This is a genomic window from Promicromonospora alba (genome assembly GCF_042654905.1).
Classification (GTDB): domain Bacteria; phylum Actinomycetota; class Actinomycetes; order Actinomycetales; family Cellulomonadaceae; genus Promicromonospora; species Promicromonospora alba.
Genome location: NZ_JBHSFI010000001.1, coordinates 473,677 through 495,709, shown reverse-complemented (window position 1 = coordinate 495,709; position 22,033 = coordinate 473,677). Strand labels below are relative to the sequence as shown.

Annotated in this window: 20 protein-coding genes; 11 read left to right on the top strand and 9 right to left on the bottom strand. The window is 71.9% G+C overall.

Annotation, left to right across the window (positions count from 1 at the left end; genetic code table 11):
* Positions 1–384 precede the first annotated feature (384 nt).
* Positions 385–954, top strand: a complete 570-nt coding sequence (locus ACFO6V_RS02305; protein WP_377131759.1) for a hypothetical protein — start codon at positions 385–387, stop codon at positions 952–954.
* Positions 955–1,194: 240 nt separating this feature from the next.
* The gene (locus tag ACFO6V_RS02300) at positions 1,195–1,632 is read left to right on the top strand and encodes a hypothetical protein (RefSeq protein WP_377131757.1); all 438 of its coding nucleotides are present in this window, start codon (positions 1,195–1,197) and stop codon (positions 1,630–1,632) included.
* Positions 1,633–1,761: 129 nt separating this feature from the next.
* On the opposite strand, the gene ACFO6V_RS02295 is transcribed toward ACFO6V_RS02300, so the two are convergent.
* A complete protein-coding gene (locus ACFO6V_RS02295; RefSeq protein ID WP_377131755.1) occupies positions 1,762–2,241 on the bottom strand; it encodes a GNAT family N-acetyltransferase in 480 nt (159 codons plus the stop codon).
* A gap of 83 nt (positions 2,242–2,324) precedes the next feature.
* Here ACFO6V_RS02295 and treY point away from each other — a divergent pair, with 83 nt between their 5' ends.
* The 4 genes from treY (at position 2,325) to ACFO6V_RS02275 (ending at position 9,010) form a co-directional block, all read left to right on the top strand.
* Positions 2,325–4,865, top strand: a complete 2,541-nt coding sequence (gene treY / locus ACFO6V_RS02290) for a malto-oligosyltrehalose synthase (protein WP_377131753.1) — start codon at positions 2,325–2,327, stop codon at positions 4,863–4,865.
* Positions 4,862–6,694 carry a malto-oligosyltrehalose trehalohydrolase gene (treZ, locus tag ACFO6V_RS02285; protein ID WP_377131751.1) on the top strand — a complete coding sequence of 611 codons (1,833 nt, stop codon included), beginning with the start codon at positions 4,862–4,864 and terminating at the stop codon, positions 6,692–6,694. Before treY ends, treZ begins: the two co-directional genes overlap by 4 nt.
* A 35-nt stretch (positions 6,695–6,729) precedes the next feature.
* Complete coding sequence (locus ACFO6V_RS02280) at positions 6,730–7,176, top strand: hypothetical protein (protein WP_377131749.1); 447 nt, start codon at positions 6,730–6,732, stop codon at positions 7,174–7,176.
* A gap of 64 nt (positions 7,177–7,240) precedes the next feature.
* Entirely contained in the window at positions 7,241–9,010 is a 1,770-nt protein-coding gene (locus ACFO6V_RS02275) for a thiamine pyrophosphate-requiring protein (RefSeq protein WP_377131747.1), read from the top strand.
* A 55-nt stretch (positions 9,011–9,065) separates the two neighbouring features.
* Here the strand turns inward: ACFO6V_RS02275 and ACFO6V_RS02270 are convergent, their stop codons facing one another.
* On the bottom strand, positions 9,066–10,511 hold the full coding sequence (locus ACFO6V_RS02270; protein ID WP_377131745.1) for a dihydrolipoyl dehydrogenase family protein: 1,446 nt from the start codon (positions 10,509–10,511) through the stop codon (positions 9,066–9,068).
* A 1-nt stretch (position 10,512) separates the two neighbouring features.
* The gene (locus tag ACFO6V_RS02265; protein WP_377131743.1) at positions 10,513–11,070 is read right to left on the bottom strand and encodes a hypothetical protein; all 558 of its coding nucleotides are present in this window, start codon (positions 11,068–11,070) and stop codon (positions 10,513–10,515) included.
* 175 nt (positions 11,071–11,245) lie between these two features.
* On the opposite strand from ACFO6V_RS02265, the gene ACFO6V_RS02260 reads away from it, so the two are divergent.
* Together ACFO6V_RS02260 and ACFO6V_RS02255 are read left to right on the top strand one after the other, a co-directional pair.
* Positions 11,246–11,809: a TetR/AcrR family transcriptional regulator gene (locus ACFO6V_RS02260; protein WP_377131740.1), complete on the top strand. Its 564-nt coding sequence runs from the start codon at positions 11,246–11,248 to the stop codon at positions 11,807–11,809.
* 83 nt (positions 11,810–11,892) lie between these two features.
* Positions 11,893–13,299 (top strand): threonine/serine exporter family protein, encoded by a 1,407-nt coding sequence (locus ACFO6V_RS02255; protein WP_377131738.1) that lies wholly within the window; start codon positions 11,893–11,895, stop codon positions 13,297–13,299.
* A 51-nt stretch (positions 13,300–13,350) separates the two neighbouring features.
* Here ACFO6V_RS02255 and ACFO6V_RS02250 read toward each other — a convergent pair whose 3' ends face one another.
* Together ACFO6V_RS02250 and ACFO6V_RS02245 are read right to left on the bottom strand one after the other, a co-directional pair.
* Entirely contained in the window at positions 13,351–15,762 is a 2,412-nt protein-coding gene (locus ACFO6V_RS02250) for a protein kinase domain-containing protein (RefSeq protein ID WP_377131736.1), read from the bottom strand.
* Positions 15,763–15,939: 177 nt separating this feature from the next.
* Positions 15,940–16,299: a MerR family transcriptional regulator gene (locus ACFO6V_RS02245; RefSeq protein ID WP_377131734.1), complete on the bottom strand. Its 360-nt coding sequence runs from the start codon at positions 16,297–16,299 to the stop codon at positions 15,940–15,942.
* Between the two features lie 52 nt (positions 16,300–16,351).
* Between ACFO6V_RS02245 and ACFO6V_RS02240 the strand changes: the two genes are divergently transcribed.
* On the top strand, positions 16,352–17,359 hold the full coding sequence (locus ACFO6V_RS02240; protein WP_377131732.1) for an aldo/keto reductase: 1,008 nt from the start codon (positions 16,352–16,354) through the stop codon (positions 17,357–17,359).
* A gap of 66 nt (positions 17,360–17,425) precedes the next feature.
* Here the strand turns inward: ACFO6V_RS02240 and ACFO6V_RS02235 are convergent, their stop codons facing one another.
* Complete coding sequence (locus ACFO6V_RS02235; RefSeq protein ID WP_377131730.1) at positions 17,426–17,896, bottom strand: HtaA domain-containing protein; 471 nt, start codon at positions 17,894–17,896, stop codon at positions 17,426–17,428.
* Between the two features lie 9 nt (positions 17,897–17,905).
* Complete coding sequence (locus tag ACFO6V_RS02230; RefSeq protein ID WP_377131728.1) at positions 17,906–18,712, bottom strand: alpha/beta fold hydrolase; 807 nt, start codon at positions 18,710–18,712, stop codon at positions 17,906–17,908.
* 135 nt (positions 18,713–18,847) lie between these two features.
* Between ACFO6V_RS02230 and ACFO6V_RS02225 the strand changes: the two genes are divergently transcribed.
* Complete coding sequence (locus tag ACFO6V_RS02225; protein ID WP_377131726.1) at positions 18,848–19,954, top strand: glycerophosphodiester phosphodiesterase family protein; 1,107 nt, start codon at positions 18,848–18,850, stop codon at positions 19,952–19,954.
* Between the two features lie 109 nt (positions 19,955–20,063).
* On the opposite strand, the gene ACFO6V_RS02220 is transcribed toward ACFO6V_RS02225, so the two are convergent.
* Positions 20,064–20,525: an ArsR/SmtB family transcription factor gene (locus ACFO6V_RS02220; protein WP_377131724.1), complete on the bottom strand. Its 462-nt coding sequence runs from the start codon at positions 20,523–20,525 to the stop codon at positions 20,064–20,066.
* On the bottom strand, positions 20,526–21,170 hold the full coding sequence (locus ACFO6V_RS02215; protein ID WP_377131722.1) for an SRPBCC family protein: 645 nt from the start codon (positions 21,168–21,170) through the stop codon (positions 20,526–20,528).
* 161 nt (positions 21,171–21,331) lie between these two features.
* Here ACFO6V_RS02215 and ACFO6V_RS02210 point away from each other — a divergent pair, with 161 nt between their 5' ends.
* Positions 21,332–22,027 (top strand): GNAT family N-acetyltransferase, encoded by a 696-nt coding sequence (locus tag ACFO6V_RS02210; protein WP_377131720.1) that lies wholly within the window; start codon positions 21,332–21,334, stop codon positions 22,025–22,027.
* The last annotated feature ends 6 nt before the right edge of the window (positions 22,028–22,033 follow it).

Here is a 22,033-nt window from a genome sequence, read left to right as displayed (position 1 = left end):
TGAGTGTCTCGGTCAATTTGGTTTTGACCACGTTTGGGTGTGTTTCGTGGGCGTGTGTCGCTGTGTGGCGCCAGTTCCGGCCGGGGTGGTGCTGCCGCTCCTTTGACGGGCTCGCGTGGACGTCTCGTCCGGGTCATATTGTCAGTGCGGCAGGTGCTGCCAGCTGAATGCGACGACCTGGGTGTGCGGATGCTCCTAATCGAAGCGGAGCCAGCGTTTGCGCTCGCGAGCCAGTTCAGCATAACGGAGGAGAACGCGATCCTAGCGTCTCGCGGACCAAACGCGGGAAATCCTGACTCAACTGACGATGCCGGTATACGACTCGGATATGACCTGCGAAAAGCATACCCGAACGGGCTGACGGGGTCAGAATTTGGATATTGGATGGGAAGCGAGCATGTCGTATCGACGTTGGAAGATGCCGGACTATATCGCCGTCAGGTCATCAACCGTAGAATTCTTCGCCATGCAGAGGAGGATGGGATGAGTTTCAACCTCCTGTCGAGATTCTTGCCGTACATGCTCGTCGCTACATTGCTTGGGGGTTGCGCGTTTCGAACCGTCGAGGATGTCCCTGCTCCTGAGTTTTGGGAGATGGAATATGAGGACGGGATAGGCTCGAGGATCGAGCTCTCTGACGACGGGTCTGGACGCCTTATCAATGTGCCTGAAGGGCTGTTCGCTGATTGTGTGGGAAATCCGGATGAGCACGGTCCTAGTGGCTCATTTGACCCACTGTGGTCTGGCGAAGTTGAGTGGCGTAACAGTGGTGAAGGGCAGGCAGTGGTCGAGTCTGAGCTCGGGCAGGCGACGATCTGGTCGGATGCCTCCGGCTTTGGCGGCGACCTGACATGGTCGCAGATTAGCGTCGCGATCTGTGACCCTGAGAAAGACGAACAGCGTGTTCTGCGCTATTTCTCTTTCCCTGACACTTCGCCCGAGCCCAGCTCGTGACAGCCCAGACTGCAGGGCCGGTCGGTTCTTGGAGAGTGAGATACGGGGTTGACCGGGGCTGTTGGGATCCGGGTAATGGGTCGGGCGTGGCCCTGACCTGGCAAGGTGGGAGATGTCGAGTCAACCGTCTTCGCCTGGAAGGACCACGCCCCCCGCACTGGGGCGAGAAATGCTCGAACGCAATCGGGAGGATAGTGAGTGGGTCGGAGGTTCTGCGATGAACTCGGATGGTGCTGACTGATGACGAAGGAACGCCGCAAGGGCGCTGAGCGTGAGGCTTTGTTCATCAGTCGAGCCAACGCTGCAAAGCACTTTATTCAGACGGTCGGCATGTTCGCATCATGTGTCGTAATGACATTTGTGGCTGCAGTGATGGATCTGCCCAATCTTGTGGCACTACTGGTAACAGTATCGACTCTCCCTGCCACGCTCGGGTTCCTGTGGATCGTTGACCGAGTGAAGCCAACAGCCGTTTCGCTTGCGCGAATCCCCAGAGCGTTACGCAGCGTGCCGTTGATGGTGGCCGCAGTCGTCGTCGCGGTCTTGGCAGCGATCGCACTATCTCTCAAGTTCGGGGCCGGGGCAGGGCTGGCGGCTCACCTCCCCGTGTACGGCGCCGAGTTTGCCTTGGCGGTCGCAATCAGGGCCCGTCGGGTGCTCCGCGAGCCGCGGGAGTGACGCCGAGTGCTCCTTACATCCTTGGCCCGTCGTGGCGGGCGCTAGGGTCCGCCGGATCGATACTTCGAGGCCGTCGGGTCTGCTGGTCGGACTGAATCGGGCGTTGTCGCTCGCCTGGACAGGTCGCCGTCAGACCGGGCGCGCAGCAAGTTGCCGACAATCCTCGTCGAAGCCGAGTCTGGCCGCGACGGCAAGCGACGCGGAGTGGGTCTCCAGCGCTCGCCAGCGTGCGATCCCATGGTGTCCGACGGCGTACCGGACTGCGGCCGAGGCGGCTGTTACGGCGTGACCGTGTCCGCGGGCCTCCCGGGCTACCAGGACGCCCACGTCTGCTGCGACGCCGTCGAAGGGCGTCAGGTTTGCCGCCGCAACGGGTCGGTTCTGGGCGTCGTCCAGCAGCCAGGCGTGTTCGACGTCGTCACCTGCGAACCCGCTCTCTGCCCACTCGTCGGCCGATACCCGAGAGGCGAGCGCAGCTCGCGCCTCGGCCGGCGCCGCCGGGTAGGCCGATCCAGCGGTCTGTAGCTGCTCGTGCGAGCTGGCAAATGAGTGGACGCTCGGGCCGAGTACCTTCCAGCCAGGTAGCCGCTCAGTCCACCAGCCCGACACGGAGTCTTCGTGCTCCGTGCGAGGCGAGTGTCAGTCTCCCCGCCTACGGTGATGCCCGAGAGACCACGAGCGACGGAGGCACAGTGCATTCCCATCTCCCCGGACCAGGCCGCCGCACCCCGGTCAGCACCTACCGACTGCAGCTCGGCCCCGACCTGACGTTCGCCGAGGCTGAGAAAGCACTGCCCTACCTCGACACCCTGGGGATCACCGACCTCTACCTCTCGCCCGTCCTGCAGGCCGCGCCGGGTTCCACGCACGGGTACGACGTCGTCGACCACACCCGGATCAGCGACACGATCGGTGGCCGGGAAGGGCTCGAACGGCTCGCCGCCGCGGCGCACGCGCGCGGGATGGGCGTCGTCGTCGACGTCGTGCCGAACCACATGGCGGTGCCCACCCCCGCCTGGCACAACCGCGCCCTGTGGTCCGTGCTGAAGTACGGCCCCGAGTCCCCGTACGCGAAGTGGTTCGACGTCGACCTCGCCGAGGGCGAAGGGCTGCTCATGCCCGTGCTGGGTGCGCGGATCGGGACGGTACTCGCCGCTGACGAACTCGTGCTCGATCACACCGTCGTACCGGGGGACGGCGGCGTCGACGAGGAGCAGCCGGTCCTGCGCTACTTCGATCACCTGTTCCCCGTCCGGCCGGAGACGGAGCACCTGCCGCTCGCGGAACTGGTGGGCCGCCAGCACTACCGGCTCGCGTACTGGCGCGTGGCCGACGAGGAGCTCAACTACCGCCGCTTCTTCGACGTCGGCACCCTCGCGGGCATCCGCGTGGAGGACCCAGGGGTCTTCGACGCCACGCACGCGCTGCTGCTCGAACTCTTCGAGGCGGGCGTCATCGACGGCTTCCGGATCGACCATCCCGACGGCCTGGCCGATCCCCGCGGGTACCTGCGCAGGCTGAGCGAGGCGACCGGAGGCGCGTGGATAGCGGCGGAGAAGATCCTCGAGGAGGACGAGGAGCTGCCCGACGACTGGCCCGTCGCCGGCACCACCGGCTACGACACGGCCTGGCGGCTGCACGCGCTGCAGGTCGACCCCGACGGCGCCGCCCCGCTCGCCGGCCTCTTGCACGAGGTGACAGGCGAGCACACCACCCTCGACGACCTCATCGAGGAGGCCAAACGGCAGATCGTCGAGACCTCGCTGTACGCGGAGACCCACCTCCTGACCACCATGCTGGCCGACATCTGCCGCGAGGACGTGCGGCTGCGCGACCACACCTTCCGGTCCCTCCAGGACTGTGTCACCGAGCTCATCGTCGCGTTCGGCCGGTACCGCGCCTACGTCGTGCCGGGGGAGGCTGCACCGCCCATGGCCGGGCGCGTGGTGCGCGAGGCGGCCGACATCGCCCGGTCGCGGCTCGACCCGGACCGGCACGACACGCTGGACGTCGTCGTCGACCTGGTGCTCGGGCGGGAGGTCGGCTCAGCCGGCCGTCAGAACGAGGAGCGGCGGGCCGAGCTCGTCGTCCGGTTCCCCCAGGTGTGCGGCGCCGTCATGGCCAAGGGCGTGGAGGACACCGCGTACTACCGCTGGACGCACCTGGTGAGCCTGTGTGAGGTGGGCGGCGCACCGGACCGCTTCGGCGTCGGGCCGGACGAGCTCCACGCACTCGCGCGGCGCACGTCCGAGTCGTGGCCCGCGACGATGACCGCGGGCTCGACGCACGACACCAAGCGCGGTGAGGACGTGCGCTCGCGCATCGGGGCGATCGCTGCCCACGCAAATGCCTGGACCGCGCTCGTGCGACGTCTGCGCGAGGCGACGGCGGACCTGCGTCCCGCCGACCTCGACGGTCGCACCGAGAACCTGTTGTGGCAGACGCTCGCGGGCACCTGGACCCCGGCGGGGCCGATCGAGGCCGACCGCCTCACCGCGTACCTGGTCAAGGCATCGCGCGAACAGAAGGCGTGGACCACCTGGACCGCGCCCGACGAGGCCCGCGAGGAGGGTCTGGTGCGGTACGCGACGGACCTGCTCACCCACCCCGACGTCGTTGACGGCTTCACCGGCTGGGTCGAGCGGGTGACGCCGACCGTCCGGCGCTCGGTGCTCGCGACCAAGCTGCTCCAGCTCACCGTGCCTGGCGTCGCCGACGTCTACCAGGGCACCGAGGTCACGGGGACCTCGCTCGTCGACCCCGACAACCGGCGGCCCGTCGACCTGGAGGCGCTCGCGAGCACGCTCGCCGCGCTCGACACGGGCCGGACTCCGTCGGACCTCGCGGAGGAGAAGCTCGCGGTGACGGCCGCCGCGCTGCGCGTGCGGAGGGCGCACCCCGACGCGTTCGTCGGGGAGGACGCCGGCTACGAGCCGCTGCCCGTGACCACTGGCCGCGCCGTGGCGTTCGCCCGGCGGGACGCTTCCGGGCCCCGGGTGGTCGTGGTCGCGACACGCCTCGGCGACGCGCCCGGTCAGGTGGAGGCGACGGTCGTGCTGCCCGAACCGAACCCGGGCGAGGCGTGGCGGTCGCTGCTCACGGACTCGACTGCCGACGCCGGCGCCGTGCACCTCGGCGACCTCCTCGGCGCCTGGCCGGTGGACCTGCTCGTGGCGGAGCCCGTGGACAGCGCCGGGTCTGCCGACGTGACGGCGGACGGAGCAACCGCATGACCGCGCCCCTGCGCGTCTGGGCGCCGCGCGCGTCCCGGGTCGACCTCGTCCTCCCTGCGGCTGGCACCACCGAACCCATGTCCGCCGAAGCAGGCGGCTGGTGGCGGGCCCCGCACCCCCTGCCACCCGGCACCGACTACGCGTTCTCCCTCGACGGCGGCCCGCCGCGCCCCGACCCGCGCAGCCCCTGGCAGCCCGCGGGCGTGCACGGCCCGTCACGCACGTTCGACGTCGCGGCACACGCCTGGGCCGACGGAGATTGGCCCGGCCGCGACGTGCTCGGCACCGTCACCTACGAGCTGCACGTCGGCACCTTCACGCAAGAGGGCACGCTCGACGCCGCCGTCGGGTGCCTGGACCACCTGGTCGACCTGGGCGTCGACGTCGTCGAGCTCATGCCGGTGGCCGCGTTCGGCGGACACCACGGCTGGGGGTACGACGGCGTCGCCCTGTGGGCGGTGCACGAACCGTACGGCGGCCCGGCCGCGCTGCAGCGCTTCGTGGACGCCGCACACGCGCGTGACCTCGCCGTCTGCCTCGACGTCGTCGACAACCACCTGGGCCCGTCCGGCAACTACCTCGCCGAGTTCGGCCCCTACTTCACCGACCGGCACCAGACGCCCTGGGGCGCGGCCGTGAACCTCGACGGCGAAGGCGCCGCCGAGGTGCGCGCCTTCGTCGTCGAGAAGGCACTGCGCTGGTTCCGCGACTTCCACGTCGACGCGCTGCGCCTCGACGCCGTCCACGCCCTGGTCGACGACTCGCCCCGGCACCTGCTGGCCGAGCTGTCCGACGCCGTCGCGACGCTGGCCAAGGAGATCGGGCGGCCGCTCTCGCTGGTGGCCGAGTCCGACGCCAACGACCCCCGCACCGTCACGCCCACCGGCGAGGCGTTCGAGGGCCGCCCCGGGTACGGCATGACCGCCCAGTGGGCCGACGACGTCCACCATGCCCTGCACGCCCTCATCACCGGCGAACGGCAGGGCTACTACGACGACTTCGGCGCGCCCGAGACGCTCGCCAAGGCGCTCACCGGCGCCTTCGTGCACGACGGCGGCTGGTCCACCTTCCGCGGCAAGCCCTGGGGCGCGCCGGTGCCGCCCGAGACGGACGGGCGCCGCTTCGTCGTCTGCTCCCAGAACCACGACCAGGTAGGCAACCGGGCGCTCGGCGACCGGCCTTCCCGGGTGCTGGCACCCGGGGCGCTCGCGGTGAGCGCGGCCGTCGTGCTGCTGGGGCCCTTCACGCCGATGCTGTTCATGGGGGAGGAGTGGGGTGCGACCACGCCGTTCCAGTACTTCTCGGACCACGAGGAGCCGGAGCTCGCGGAGGCGATCTCACGCGGCCGTGCCCGGGAGTTCGGCGGGCACGGCTGGGCCGAGCTGTACGGGGCCGACGTCGCGGTGCCTGACCCGCAGGCGCGCGAGACGTTCGAGGCGTCCCGGCTCGACTGGACGGAGCCCCGCGCCGACGGCGGACGCCGGATGCTGGACCTGTACCGGGCGCTGGTCCGGCTCCGGCACAGCGAGCCGGCGATCGCGTCGGGAGATCGGCGGGCCACGACGGTCCGGGTCGAGGAGGGCGCGATCGTGCTGACGCGTGACGCGGTCGACGACGGCGGCCGCGTCGACGTGGTGCTCGCGCTGGAGGAGCGGCCGGTGTCGGTGGTGGTCGAGCACGACGGCGAGCCGCCGTCGGTTGCGCTGGACTCCGCGGTGGTGCTCGGGACCGACCCGGCGACGGTGGAGAGCCGCCCCGGCGCGACGACCGTGACGGCGCGAGGACCGGGCGTCGTCGTACTGCGGCAGAACGTACGCTCGGCGCCATGACATCGGGTAGGTCGGCGAGCGACGAGCACTACGTCATGGACCTGTGCGACGAGGTGCTCGGCGTGGCCGGCTCGAGGCAGCATCGTTTCGACTGGCTGCGCGGCGACGTCTCACCGAAGACAGGTAGGTCAGCCACGCTGCCGGTAGACGGGTACTGGGCCGAGGCCATGCTGGTCGTGGAGTTCTATGAGCGGCAGCACAGCGAGCAGGTCGCGTTCTTCGACAAACCTGATGTCCTGACGGTTTCCGGGGTTCATCGCGGTCGGCAACGTGCGCTCTACGACGAGCGTCGGCGTGATCTCGTCCCACAGCACGGTCTGGCCCTGGTCGTGATCACCGCCGACGAGTTCAGCAACAGGCGAGGCAAGATCATCCGGAACCCCAAACAGGACAGGGCGGTCGTCGCCGACCGGCTGCGCGACTTGGCCGTACAGAGCGCTCACCCCCGCCCCTGCGAGCACAGCCCCACCCGTCCAGACTGAGACGAGGGCGCCCCCGGTGGAGCCGACGCCGGCGCCGGTGCCCGCCGAGTACGGGGGAGAACGAATGAGCTCCACCACCGTGGCAGACGGCGTCGTCGACCGGCTGGTCGACTGGGGCGTCGAGCGAGTCTTCGGGTACGCGGGCGACGGGGTCGACCCGATCCTCGCGGCCCTGCGCCGGCAGGAGGTCCGGATCGAGCTGGTCACGGCGCGCCACGAGGAGATGGCAGCCTTCATGGCGACCGGCCACGCGAAGTACGGGGGCGGGGTCGGCGTCTGCCTCGCCACGCAGGGGCCGGGCGCGGTCCACCTGCTCAACGGGCTGTACGACGCCAAGCTGGACCGCAGGCCCGTGGTGGCCATCGTGGGGCAGGTGGTCACGAGCGCGCTCGGCTCCGGCTACCAGCAGGAGGTCGACCTGCACACCCTCTTCAAGGACGTGTGCGCGCAGTACCTCCAGGTAGTGTCGTCGCCGCAGGCGCTGCCGCACGTCCTGGACGACGCGTTCCGCACCGCCCTGGCCACGTCCAGCCCGGTGTGCGTCATCGTGCCGCACGACGTCCAGCAGGCCGAGGCCCCCGACGAGGACGAGCAGGGACACGGCATCGTGCGGTCCTCGACTGCCTACGCCCACCCCAGAACGGTGCCCGACGACGCCCAGCTCCGCGCCGCCGCCGACCTGCTCGGTGCCGGCGAGCGCGTCGCCGTGCTCGTCGGACAGGGTGGGGCGGGCGCCGAGCGGCAGGTGCGCGACGTCGTCGAACGCCTCGGTGCCGGCCTGACCACCTCGCTGCTCGGCAAGCCGCTCCTCGACGAGTCGCTGCCCTACCACTGCGGCGTCATGGGCCACCTCGGCACCACGGCCTCGGCCGACCTCATGTCCGGGTGCGACACCCTCCTGATCGTCGGCAGCAACGACCCCTGGACCGAGTACTACCCGGCGCCCGGCCAGGCCCGCGCCGTGCAGATCGACGTGACGGCCCGCAACATCGGCACCAAGTTCCCCGTCGAGGCGGCCCTGCCCGGCGACGCCGCCTCCACCCTCGACGCACTCCTGCCCCTGCTCCCCGAGCGCGACGGCTGGCGGAAGGACGTCGAGGGCTTCGTCGCCACCTGGCACGACGTCGCCGAGCGGCGCGTCGCCCAGCGGACCGGTCGGCTCAACCCGCAGCTCGTCCTGAGCGAGCTGTCCGCACAGCTCCCGGCCGACGCCCAGGTAGCCGTCGACGTCGGTTCCGTGACCTACTGGTACGCGCGGTTCCTCCGGCTGCCGTCCGGCGTCCCGGCCCACCTGTCGAGCACGCTCGCCTCCATGGGCTCCGCCCTGCCGTACGGGATCGCGGCGAAGCTGCTCCACCCCGACCGCCCGGTGCTGGCGCTCGCGGGCGACGGCGCGATGCAGATGAACGGCCTGTCCGAGCTCATCACGGTCGCCCACCGTTGGCACGAGTGGGCCGACCCGCGCTTCGTCGTCCTCGTGCTGAACAACGGTGACCTCGCGGAGGTCAGCTGGGAGCAGCGCGAGATGGAGGGCGATCCCCGGTTCCCGACGTCGCAGACGGTGCCCGCGTTCCCGTACGCCGACTACGCGAAGCTGCTCGGGCTGGAGGGCATACGCGTCGAGGATCCCGGGCAGGTCCGCGAGGCATGGACGACGGCGCTCCTGGCCGACCGGCCGGTGGTCGTCGAGGCAGTCGTCGACCGCGACACCCCGCTCCTCCCGCCGCGTCAGCCGGAGGAGAAGGTCGAGCAGACGCTTGAGGCCATCGGGCACGAGCGGAACGGCGACCAGGCGGGCGACCTGCTGCGCGAGCAGCACGACGACGAGCGGTGAGACCGGCCGCCGGCCGCTCGGTGCGGCCGGCGGCGGTGGGGGCCGCCCATGCGCTCTATGCGGCCCGGCCGTAGGTCTCCAGCAGCCGGAGCCAGATCTCGCTGATCGTGGGGTAGGCCGGGACGGCGTGCCACAGCCGGTCGATCGGCACCTCCGCGGCGATGGCGATCGTCGCGGCGTGGAGCAGCTCGGCGACGTCGGGGCCGACGACGGTGAAGCCGACCAGCACCTTGCGGTCCTCGTCCACGACCATGCCCGCGCGGCCGGTGTACCCGTCGGCGTGGAGGGAGGCGCCGGCCACGGCCCCGAGGTCGTACTCGACGGCACGGACGCGCAGCCCGGCCGCCGCGGCGGAGGCGGCGGTGTGGCCGACGGACGCGATCTCCGGGTCGGTGAAGATCACCTGGGGGACGGCGCGGTCGTCGGCCGTCGCCGCGTGCCGGCCCCAGGGCTCGAGGTCCACGGGCTCGCCGCCCGAGCGGGCGACGAGGGTCTCGCCCAGCGCCCTGGCCTGGTACTTGCCCTGGTGGGTGAGCAGCACGCGATGGTTGACGTCGCCCGCGGCGTACAGCCAGCCGTCGCCGATCGGCGTGCCGTCGCTGCCGAGCACCCGCAAGGACTCGTCCACGCGCAGCCAGTCGTCCGGGGTCAGCCCCACGTGCTCCAGGCCGACGGCGGCCGTGTTCGGGGTGCGGCCCGTGGCGACCAGCACCTCGTCGGCGTCGAACGTCGTGCCGTCGACCAGGCGGACGTGCACCGTCCCGGCCTCGTCGCGGCGGACGCTCTCGGGTTCGGTGCGCAGGTGCAGGGTCACGCCGTGTGCCTTGAGCGTCTCGGCCACCAGGTCGCTCGCGAACGACTCCACGGTGGGCAGCAGCCCGTCGCGGGCGATCATCGTGACCTGCGACCCGAGGGCTGCGTAGGCGGTGGCCATCTCGGCGCCCACCACGCCGCCGCCGATGACCGCCAGCCGACCCGGGACCGCCTGGGCGGACGCGGCCTCTCGGCTGGTCCACGGCGCGGCGTCGGCCAGACCGGGGACGCGCGGGATCCGCGCGCTGCTGCCGGTGGCGACGACCACGGCGTGCCGGGCGGTCAGGACCGTGGTGCTCCTGTCGGCGCCCGTGACCTCGACGGTGCGGGGCGCGCTGATCCGGCCGACGCCGCGCACGAGCTCGATGCCGGCGCTGTCCAGCCAGGCGACCTGGCCGTCGTCGTGCCAGTGGGCGGCGAACGCGTCCCGGCGGGCGAGCACCGCGGCGGGGTCGAGCTCGCCGGTCACTGCCGCGTTCGCGCCGGGGAGGTGACGGACCGCGCGCAGCGCGGCGGCGTCGCGCAGCAGGGCCTTGGTGGGCATGCAGGCCCAGTAGGAGCACTCCCCGCCGACCAGCTCGCTCTCCACGACGGCGACACTGAGGCCGCCCTTGACGGCGCCGTCGGCGACGTTCTCGCCCACGGGGCCCGCGCCGATGACGACGACGTCGAAGGTGTTCTCGGTCATGTCAGCTCTCCTTCGTGGCGACGCGGTGCAGGCGCAGCGCGGAGGCGAGGAAGAAGATGCCGCCGAGCGTGGCGTACCCGGCCAGCGACGTCAGCATGGCGTTCGGCCCGCCGGCCATCAGGAAGAAGCCCGTGCCGGCGAACACGGAGATGCCGCCGCTGAGGATCATGGCCCACTGCCCGCCGAGCCGGTAGCGGCGCACGGCGACGACGAGCTGCACGATGCCCGCGGTGATGGCCCAGACGCCCCAGACGCGCAGGACGGCGGGGATGCCCGAGGTCACGGCGACGGCCAGGCCGATGGCGGTGAGCAGGCTCAGAGCCATGTTGAGGTACAGGCCGACGGTCGGCCGTGCGGTCTTCGAGGACCGGAAGTCGACGACGGCGGCAGCGACGTCGAACAGCGGGTAGAGCACCAGCAGGCCGATCGTGACCGGGCCCAGGCTCTTGCCGACGACGACCAGCAGCACTGCCCAGACGATGGCGAAGCCGAACCGTACGAAGTACAGGTTCCGCAGCGAGACGGCGGTGGCGGTGGGCGAATCCGTAGCGGTTGTCATGAGGTTCCTTGTGATCGAGGCCGCGGTCCGGGAGCGGGTGCGCCCTTTCCAGCGACGATATGTCTAGGTAGAATGACTAGTAACTCCACCTGTCTGGACAGTACACATCCACGAGCGCCGGACGCAAGGGGAGCGAGGAGAGAGGCCACGTATGATCGCGACCGTGCAAGGGTCCATGCGAGAACGCCTGATCGAGGCGGCCAACGAGCTGTTCTACGCGCAGGGTCTGCGCGCCGTGAGCGTCGACAAGGTCATCGAGCGCGCGGGCACCACGAAGGTGACGTTCTACCGGCACTTCCAGAGCAAGGAGGACCTGATCGTCGCCTACCTGGAGTCCCGCGCGGAGCTCGAGCGCAACGGCGTCGATGCGGCGATCGCGCACGGTGCCGGCGACGTGGACGTGTCGCTGGGTCTGATGGCCGACCACACCGGGGCGGCGGCGTGCAGCCCCGGGTTCCGCGGGTGCCCGTTCATCAACGCGGCCGCCGAGTACCCCGACCCGGACAGCGCCGTCCGCAAGCTGGTCGACGCGCACCGCGACTGGTGGACGGGCGCGTTCATCCGGCTCGTGGCCCCGCTCGAGCTGGCCGACCCCGCCGCCATCGCCGACGACCTGATGCTGCTGCGCGACGGCATCATGGTCGCCGGCTATCTCGGGGAACCCACCAAGGTCGCCGCCTCGTTCCTGCGCAGCTGCCAGGCCGTCATCCGGTGCGCGCCCCGCGCGTCGGCCGGGTAGGGGCGCGCACAACTTCCTGGCGGGTGCCGGTGTGTCCCGGTGGCCGCGTGCCGGTGGCGGCGTCCTTCCGCACAATGGGGTGCATGCCCCAGCCAGCTCGTCGAAGCCTGTACTCGTCGGTGCGCAGAGCCCTGCGCACCGACCCTTCGGACGCTCCGGCCACCGAGGTGCATCCCGCCGTCGACGACACGATGGTCATCCGGTCGCTGGACCTGGCGATGCGCATCGGCGAGTCGATGTTCGCCGTCGGGGCGTCCGCCCACGAGGTGACCTTGGCGATCACCCGCGTGGCCGACGCGTACGGGCTCCGGGGCGTGCACGCGGACGTCACGTACACGTCGATCGCCCTGTCCTACCAGGCCGGCGGCGAGGGCTGGCCGCACACGCTGCTCAGGGTGGTGCGCGTCGCGGCGCCCGACCACATGAAGCTGCAGCGGCTCCAGGCCCTGCTGGTCGACATCGACGAGGGCCTGGACCTCGACGAGGCGCGGACAAGGTTCCGGGCGATCCGCCGGGTGCCGTTCCGGTACCGGCAGCCCGTCGTCGTGACGGCGCGGGCGCTGCTCGCGGTCGGCGCGAGCATCCTGTCCGGTGGATCACCGGTGGTCGTGGCGCTCACCTTCGTCGCGGCGCTGGGGGCCGCCGCGACGCAGTCCGGGCTCGCCAGGCTCCGCGTGCCGTCGTTCTTCAGCCAGATCGCGGGCGCCTTCGTCACCACAGCGGTCGCGGTGGTCGTGTCCGCCCTCGCCGCCGCGGACGTCGGTCCGTTCGCCGGGGTGCAGCCCTCCATCATCGTGGCGTCCGGGATCGTCCTCATGCTCTCGGGCCTCACCGTGGTGGGCGCGGCGCAGGACGCCATCGACGGCTTCGCGCTGACGGCTGCCGGACGCATCCTCGACCTCACGCTCCAGACGCTCGGGCTGGTCGTGGGGATCCTGGCCGGGCTGGAGCTCGGCAGCATGCTCGGGTTCCGGATGGCCCTGCCGGACGGCCCGCCACCGCTGGGTCCGCTGCCCGACCAGGTCTGCGGAGCGGTGATCATCGCGGTGGCCGTGGCGCTGTTCAACGGCGCGGGCATGCGGATCATCGCCGTCAGCGGGGTGCTGGGCGCGGTCGCGGCGCTCGGTTACGCCGTCGCGCAGACGGCGGCGGGCCTGCACCCGGCGGCCGCCAGCGGCATCGCGGCGCTGCTGGCCAGCTTCGTGGGCGTCCTGATCGCCCACAACCTGCATGTCCCGTCCGTCGCGGTGACGACGGCGGCCATCGTGCCGCTCGTGCCCGGCGGCGCGGTGTTCTACGGGCTCCTCGGCATGGTTCACGCCGATCCGACGTCGACACTGGCCGCCGGGAGCGGGGCCGGCTCCCTGGTGCTCGCGGCATCGGTAGGGATCGGGCTGGCGGCGGGCGCGTCGCTCGGGATCTATCTCGGGACGCCGGTACGGGCCACGCTCGCCGGCGTCGCACGCTCGCGGGCGCGCGTCCGCCGCTGACGGGCACGCGTCCGCCGCTGACGGCGTGTCGCCGTCAGCGGCGGTCCTTCGTCAGACCCCCAGGTACAGCAGGTTGGAGCTGGTCGCCCACAACAACGCCGAACCCACTCCCACGAGCAGCACGGAGACCACGTAGAACCAGATCCGCATCTTCTGCCCGAGGATGCGCAGCAGAGCGGCCAGGCCGAGGGCGGCGATCGCGAACGCCGGCGCGGCCAGGAACGGGTCGCCCGCCTGCGGGTCCTGGGTGACCAGCAGGTACACGGCTCCCAGGAGCAGCAGGCGCGGGACCCAGCGCACGAGGGCGCCGAGCAGGCGCAGCGGCCACGGCCTCTTCTTGCGCGGCGGAGCGGCGACCTGAGCGGGAGGCCTCTGCTTCGCGGCTTGCTTGCCGGCCGGCTGCACCCTCTGCTGCGCACCGGGCCGGACGGCCTGCTGCGCACCGGGCCGGACGCCCTGCTGAACAGCCGGCCGGACCTGCTGGATACCCGGCCGGGCACCCGGCTGCATGCTCGGCGGACGCGTCGCGGGCTGCTGCCGGGCGGGCGGCTGCGTGACGGGCATCGGGCGCGTGGCGTGCGCGACCTGCTTCACCGGCGGTTGCTTCGGGGCCGGGCCGAGATGCTTGACGGGACTCTTGCGCGGCTCGAACGACTGCGGCGGCGCGGTCAGCTTGCGCACGACCTGGGTCGCCGCGGCCGGCGACGGCGCGGCCGACCCGGGCAGGACGACCGGGGGAGCGGACCCCCGCCTGCCGCCGGCGGGGGCCTGCTCGGCCTCCCGGACGGGTTCGGGGCTGCGGAACGCGCGCCAGCCGCGGAGCGTGTCCGCGTGGCCCTCGGGCGGAGACGCGCTCCGCCAGCGCATCGCCTCCCAGATCCAGTCCTTGATCTCGGCGGGGGTGCGGCCTTCGGCGACGTGCGCGCCGATCTCCGCGACGTGGTCGGCGACGACCTGCTCCGCGGCGCCGTCGAAACCGTCCGCGTGCACCTCGGTCAGGACGCTCATCAGTGCGCGGTCGTACACGAGAGCGTGCCAGGGCTCCGTGACGCGTGAGGAGGGCGTGGCGGCGTCGGACAGGGGGCGACCCGGCTGGAACAGCTTGGTGTGGCCGCGCCCGGTGAGCACGTCGGTCGCCGGGAGGGCGGCTGCCTCGGCCGCCGTCACGCCGGCGCTGAGGACCTGCGAGGTGAGCATCAGCGTCGGATCGGGTGTGGCGCTCGCGAGACGGGCGCGCACGACCCCCGCGATGTTCTCCAGCGGCGGCCGGTGGTCCGGCTGGTACCGGGTCATGGCGAGCACCAGCGACCGCACGTGCCGGTCGATGACGGGGGGTGTGGGCAGGGGGTCCGTGTCTGGGACGACGCCGGCAGGCTCCTCGTCGACGAGGTCGGTGGCCACCAGGTCGCGGCCCAGGAAGTTCAGGTCCAGCGGCAGCGTGCCCGTGCTCGCGTACAGGAGCAGCAGGCCGAGGCTGTACACGTCCGACCGCGGGTGCACCCGGCGCCCGAACAGCTCCGGCGCCATGTAGGAGACGGTTCCGGCCGGCTGGGTCGACGTCGCGGCGTCGAACACCTTGGCGATGCCCAGATCGATGAGCACCGCGCGGTCGCCGTCGACCATGATGTTCGCGGGCTTGAGGTCGCGGTGCAGGGCGCGCTGCTCCTGGAGCACGAGCAGCGCGTCGACCAGCTGCATGGCCAGGCCCAGCGCCTCGCGTCCGGACAGCGGGCCTTCCTCGCGCACCCGGTCCCGCAGCGTGGTGCCGGGTACGAGCTCCATCGCGAACCAGGGCTGCTCCGCGTCCAGGCCGGACTCCACGAAGTGCGGGAAACCCCTGCCGTCCAGGCGTTCCAGGAGGTGGGCTTCTTGTGCGAAGCGATCCCTGGCGTCGTCGTGCAGGCCGGTGAGGACCTTGAGGGCCACCTCGGAGTCGTCGTCGGCCACCGCGCGGTACACGTGCGCGAAACCGCCGTGGCCCAGGGCCTCGGCGAGCGTGAACCGGCCCATGCGCTCGCCGCTCGCGGGGATGCGTCGGACCGGGCGCACGGGGAGCGCTCCGGCGAGCGGGGTACGCCGGGCGGGCGCGAGTGGTGCGGGCTCGGGTGCGAGGACAGGGGCGAAGTCGGACGGCGGGGCGGGCACCTGAGCGTCGTCCGGAGCCGGAGCCGGAGCCGGGTCGGGTGCCGGGACCGGGTCGGGCTCCGGGACCGGGTCGGCTGCAAGGGCCGACGCCGGGTCGGGTGCCAGTGCTTCGTCGAGGACCGGGACCGGGTCGGACGGCGGGGCCGGCGAAGGCTCCGCTGCCGCGGCCTGATCGGTCGCTGGGGCCGGAGCCGGCTCGGGGTCCAGGACGGTAGTTGGTGCGGCTGCGGCTGGGAGCTCAGGATCAGGCAACGGGACCGGACCGGGGCCGACGGCCGCTGGCGCGACCTCGCCGACGCCTGGCGCTGGTGACGTCATGCGGGCAACCTACCAGCGCCTTCGCGTCGGTCCCAGAAAAGTCCCAGCCTGTCGCCGACGGATATTCCTGTCGGCGGTGGCTCGGGCGCGTTCGGCCAACCTTCAACTACCAGTTGAACCTCAACCTCAACCTGAGGTTGAACCTTGAGCCGCTCGTCCGGCGTCGTCCTCGGTGCCTCACACACCCTGCTGCCGGTACCACGCGATCTTCTCCCGCAGCCGCTCCTGCTGGCGGCGGAGCGTGTCTATCGACTCCTGCACGCGCCGGTCGTGCTCGTCGAGCAGCGCTACCCGCGCGGCCAGCGTGGCCTCGTCGAGCGACAGCTCGGCGTACTGCTTGAGGTCCGCGATCGGCATACCGGTGTCGCGCAGGCAGTGGACGAGGTCGAGCCAGCCCAGGTCGTCGTCGGTGTAGGTGCGGTGCCCGCTCGACGTGCGCGCGATGGGCCGCAGGATGCCCTCCCGCTCGTAGTACCGCAGCGTGTCGATGCTGAAGCCGGAGACCTCGGCGGCCTGCGCGGGCGAATAAGTGGTCATGTTCCGATCTTGCCCTTGACCTGGAGTGCGCTCCAGGGTTTTGGCTCGTCCCATGACCACCTCGCAGACCACCACCAGCACGTCACAGGCCACCACCGCCCAGGGCGCCCCGCCCGCCGAACGCCTCGTGCTCGGTGCCATGATGTTCGGCACCGCGGTCGACGAGGCGACGTCGTTCGCCGTCCTGGACCGGTTCGTCGATGCCGGCGGCCGGTGGATCGACACCGCCGACTGCTACGCCTTCTGGGCGAGCGAGTCCGGCTACGGCGGGCAGAGCGAGGAGCTGCTCGGCCGCTGGTTCGCGGCGCGTCCCGGCGTCCGCGACCGCATCCTGCTCGCCACGAAGTTCGGGGCCGAGCCGCGCGACGCGGCGAACTGGCCCGCCTCCCGTACCGGCCTCTCGCCGGCGGCGATCCGTGAGCAGATCACCGGCAGCCTGCGCCGCCTCGGCACCGACCACGTCGACCTCGCCTGGGGGCACATGGAGGACCGCTCGGTCCCCATCGAGGAGACCGCCGACGCCTGTGCGGCCCTCGTGTCCGACGGCGTAGCGTCCCGCATCGGCCTCTCCAACCACCCGGCGTGGCGGGTCGAGCGGGCCCGGCAGCACGCCGTCGCGCAGGGGGTCGAGCCGTTCAGCGTGCTCCAGCACGCCTACAGCTACCTCCAGCCCCGCCCAGGGACGCTCACCGGGAACCACCGGTTCGGCTGGCTGAGCGACGAGCTGGCCGACCTGGCCGCCGTCGAAGGCCTGGACGTGTGGGCCTACACGCCGCTGCTGTCCGGGGCGTACGACAACCCGGCGAAGCCGATCCCCGAGATCTTCGACCACCCGGGCAGCACGCAGCGCCTCGCGGTGCTCGACGAGGTAGCGGCCGAGGTCGGGGCGTCACGCGGTCAGGTGGTCCTCGCCTGGCTCGTGGCGCGCGGCATCCGGCCGATGCTGGGCGGCAGCAAGGTGCACCAGCTGGACGGGGCGGTAGACGGCGTGGCGCTCGAGCTCCCGCCACAGCTGCTGGAGCGTCTGAACGGTGTGGACGTCACCCCACCCTCCGCCTGACCGTTGAGTGCTGGGTATTTGCCCTGTCGGAACGTTCCGACAGGGCAAATACCCAGCACTCAACGGTCAGGCGGGGGTGAGGTCGATCGTCAGGGGCTCGAAGGGGGTGGCGGCCGGGTAGCTGCCGCCCCAGAGCTTGGCGCCCTCGTCGGTCAGCTCTACCTGCTGCCACGTGAGCCGCGTGCCGTCGTCGGACCGCTCGGGCGCTCCCGCGAGCCGGAACGCGTCCGTGCGCACGTCCGCGTCGCGGTCCCGGATGGACATGGTCCAGTCGGGGCCGCCGTCGGCGGGGGCGGTGACCTCGATGTCGGCGACCTCGCCGACGAACGAGCCGAAGTGCCCGATGAAGACCACGGACCCCGTGAACGCGAACAGGCCGGCGTCGACGGTCGGGTCCGGGCTGCGTTCCGGGTCGAGCGGGAAGTGGAACGAGGCGCCGCTGCCGCCGACGGCGTCGTCCTGCACGATGCGGCCGCCGGGCGCCCCCATCACGTACATCAGCAGGCTTGCCTTGATCTCCCAGTCCAGATGAGCCACCCGAGAACGTTACCCCTCCGGAGAGGACGGAGGGTGTGCGCGACAGAACTCGCGCACGGCGGCGTTCACCTGGTCGGGGCGCTCGAGATTGCTCAGGTGGCCCGCGTCCTCGATCACGACGAGGGTGGCGTCAGGGATCGCCTCCTCGAACTGCCTCGCGACGGCGAGCGGGGAGCGCGCGTCGAGTCGTCCCCAGATCAGCAGGGTGGGGACGGCGATGTGGGGGAGCAGGTCGGTCAGGTCGGCCTCGGCCATGATGCTCAGCTGCTGGGCAAGGGTGGCCGGGCGGACGTCGGCGGCGATGTCGGCGAGCAGAGGCACGAGCTCCGCCGGCGGATCGCCGGCGAAGAGCCCGGGAAACGTCGGGTCGAACTCCGCGCGAGGCGCGGCGAGCATCGTGCGCGCGCCGGCGACCCGCGCGCGTACCTCGTCGGCGGGCAGCGACCCCTTCCACCCGGCATAGGCGTCGATCATGATCAGGGTCGCGACGAGCTCAGGACGGCGGCGGTAGAGCTCCAGCGCCACGGTGCCGCCCCACGACACACCGGCGACGTGTGCGGGTCCGAGGCCGAGCGCCTCGAGCAGCGTCGCGAGCGCGTCCGCGTAGCCGGCCAGGCCGAACCCCTTCGGCAGGTCGGAGGATCGGCCGGCTCCCGGCTCGTCCCACGCGACGACCGTGAACTCCTCGGCCAGGCCGGCACGCTGCGGCTCCCAGACGCGACCGTCGTCGGCGGCGCCGTGCACGAGGACCAGGGGCGGACCCTGACCGGATCGCTCGTAGGCGATCCTGAGCTCGCCTGCCTCGATGAACTCCACCCTTGGACGGTACGTTCGTCCGGGCCCACGCGCAGAGGATGCCCGGACGTGCGTCGCCGCGCGTTCACGGGGGTGTCGCCCGGGGGACGGCGTGGCGCTATGCCCCGGCCACCAGGCCTGTCCAGGCTCGGACCCATGAGGACCACCCAGCAACGTCGTTTCACCACTGCCCTCGCCGTGACCCTCGCGGGCGCGGTGGCTCTGGGCGCAGCCCCGGCGTCGGCGCTGTCGCCCGAGCCGAGCGCCGAGCAGGCCACCACCGACCGTCATCCCCGTGCCTTCGACCTCCAGGCCCACCGCGGCGGCATCGCGCTCACCGTCGAGAACACGCTCCCGGCCTTCGACAACGCGCTCGCGCTCGGCGTGAGCACGCTCGAGCTCGACGTGCAGATCACGCAGGACGGGTACGCCGTCGTCACGCACGACCGCGACCCGAGCCCGGCCAAGTGCGTCGACACGCAGCCCGCCTTCCCGGGCGACCCCGAGTTCCCCTACGTGCCCAACAAGACGTACATCAAGGACCTCACGCTCGCGCAGGTCCGGACCCTGGACTGCGGTTCGCTGCGACAACCCCAGTTCCCCGGGCAGGAGCTGCACCCGGGCGAACGCATGCCGCTGCTGTCCGAGGTGCTCCGGCTGGTCAACCGCCACCGCGCCCACCAGGTCACGCTCAACATCGAGACCAAGGTCGAGGCCGGCGCTCCCGAGCAGACGGCGCCGCGCGAGCAGTTCATCCAGGTCGTCGCGCGCGACGTCCGCAAGGCGCACCTCGTGGACCAGGTCACGATCCAGAGCTTCGACTGGGGCTCGCTGATGCGGATGAGCGAGGTCGAGCCCCGGTTCCCGCTGGTCGCGCTGACCAACGGCCAGCAGTTCCTCCAGGTCGGCGCGCCGGGCGCGTCGCCGTGGCTCGGCGGCATCGACATCGACGACTTCCAGGGTTCGATCCAGGAGAAGTTCGTCGCGGCCGCCGCCTCGTTCGGGGCCGACGCCGTCTCGCCGGTGCACGGCGACCCCCAGGGCGGCACCGTGACCGACCCTGGCTACGTCCCCTTCACCACGCCCGAGCTCGTCGACGCCGCCCACGACGCCGGTATGGACGTCATCCCGTGGACCATCGACGACCGCGCCACCATCGAGTCCCTGATGGACATCGGCGTCGACGGCATCATCACCGACCGCCCCGACCTGCTGCGCACGATCATGGCGGAGCGTCACCTGAAGCTCCCCAAGCGCTACTGACCCGCGGCGGGGCGCGGAGCGCCACGCCGGACGATCGGTAGTACGTCAGGAGATCGGCAACTCGGATTGCCGATCTCCTGACCTTTTGCCGAACACGCGGGCTCGGGCGTCAGCCCGCCGCCTCGCCCCGAGCGGTCCGGTCCTCGGGTGCTGCCCGACGGCGTTCCCGGCGTCCGCGGACCAGCTCCGTCGCCAGGGCGTCGAGCGGCTGGGCGAACGTGTCCTCGAACCGGGCGAGCCAGGCGCGGGCCGCGGCGGTCCCGGCGTCGTCCACGGCGTAGAGGCGGCGCGTGCCCTCGGCGCGCACCTGGACCAGGCCCGCCTCGCGCAGCACCCGCAGGTGCTGCGAGACGGCCGGCTGCGTGATGCGCACGCGGGCCTGCAGAGCGGTGACCAGGGCTCCGGCCGGCTGCTCACCGAGGATCAGGAGCTCCAGCAGCCGACGCCGCACCGGGTCGCCGAGCGCCTCGAACACACCCGCGCGTGCGGAGTCGAGGGCGTCGCCACCCGGTGCGTCGTCGGCGGCGGCCGCGTTCCCGTCCGGGGCCGGCGCGCGACGCGCCGACGGCACTCAGGACTCCGGCGGCGTCGTGTAGAACGCCAGCGTGCGCTCCCCGGCGGCGCGGGCCTGGTCGGCGTCGTCTCCGGCGGCGATGGCGGCGTCGACCCAGCCCGTGTTGGCGAGCCGGGCGAACTCGATGCCCTCGGGCGAGAGCGACCACTCCTGGACCTCGGCGGGGTCCAGGCTCGCCCCGCTGGCGAGGTGCAGGCCGAGCCCCATGAGGCTGAGGTCCCAGCCGACGCCGGTCGCGCCCGGGCCGTACTGCTTCCAGAGGTCGGGGTCGACCGCGGCCTCGTGCACGAGCTCGAGGGTGGTGCCGCCGTCGGCCGGGGTGAGGTGGACGGTGAGCCAGGAGACGGTGTCGCCGAACTCCCAGGTGACCGCGAAGTTCTCGGGTGCTGCGCAACGCTCGACGGTTCCGCCGGCGTTCCCCTCGAGCTGGTAGCGGCCGCCGACGGTGAGGTCGCCGCTGACCGGGAGGAACCAGCGGGGAAGGCGGTCGGCGGACGTGAGGGCGTCCCAGAGGTCGTCGCGCTCGGCGGCGTAGGTGCGGCGGGCGACGGCGACCTTCGTCGGGACGCCGTCCCGGCTGCTGTCGCGGACCTCGCGGGTCACGAGGCCGGCTGTGGTGGCGGGGTCGATCACGGTGGGCATGGTCTCTCCTTCTATAAGTGGCTACTTATGTTATCTCACGAGCCTGCGCTGGGGGCAAGGGGCCCGTCTCGGCGTGATCCCGGGCCGGTGCGTGTTGCGGATAAAAAGTGTGCCAAGCGCAGCGGTCCACGAGTGTCGGTGAGGCGGAGTAGGTTCCGAACATGGCCCAGATCGCCGTGGTTCCCGCGACTGCCGACCGGTTCGACGACATCGCTCGCGTCATCAATCCCACCGGTCGCGAGCAGGCGTGCTGGTGCATGCACTGGCGGGTGCCGGCCAAGGAGGACGTCACGACGCGCGGCGCCCGGCTGCGTGAGCTGACCGAACGGGAGCCTGCGCCGGGCATGCTCGCGTACCTCGGGAGCTCCGGTGCGGCGGATGTCGGCACGGGGCAGCCTGGCACGGGGGAGACGCGCGGAGGCGGGGGAGACGACGTCGCGCCGCGGTCCGGGACGGAGGTGGCGGGCTGGCTCGGCTTCTCGCGCCGCTCGGACGCCAGATCGCTGCAACGGTCCCGGGTGCTGCCGGCGGGCGAGCCGGAGACCTGGGCCACCACCTGGGTCTTCATGTGTGTGACGGTGCGCGCCGGCTTCCGCCGGCAAGGAGTCGCCCAGGCGTTGCTCGAAGCCGGGGCCGACTACGCCGTCCGTCACGGGGCGACGGCGCTCGAAGCGTTCCCGGTCGAACCCGAACCCGGCCGCCGGGTGTCGGTGAGCGCCGCCTTCGTCGGTACCGTCGGCATGTTCGAGCGTGCCGGGTTCGACCGGCTGGCCCCCACCGGTGCCACGAGCGGCCGGCTGACCCGGTGGCACATGCGGCGCGAGCTCACGCGGGGGCGGGAGCTCCCGCCGGGCTGACGTACC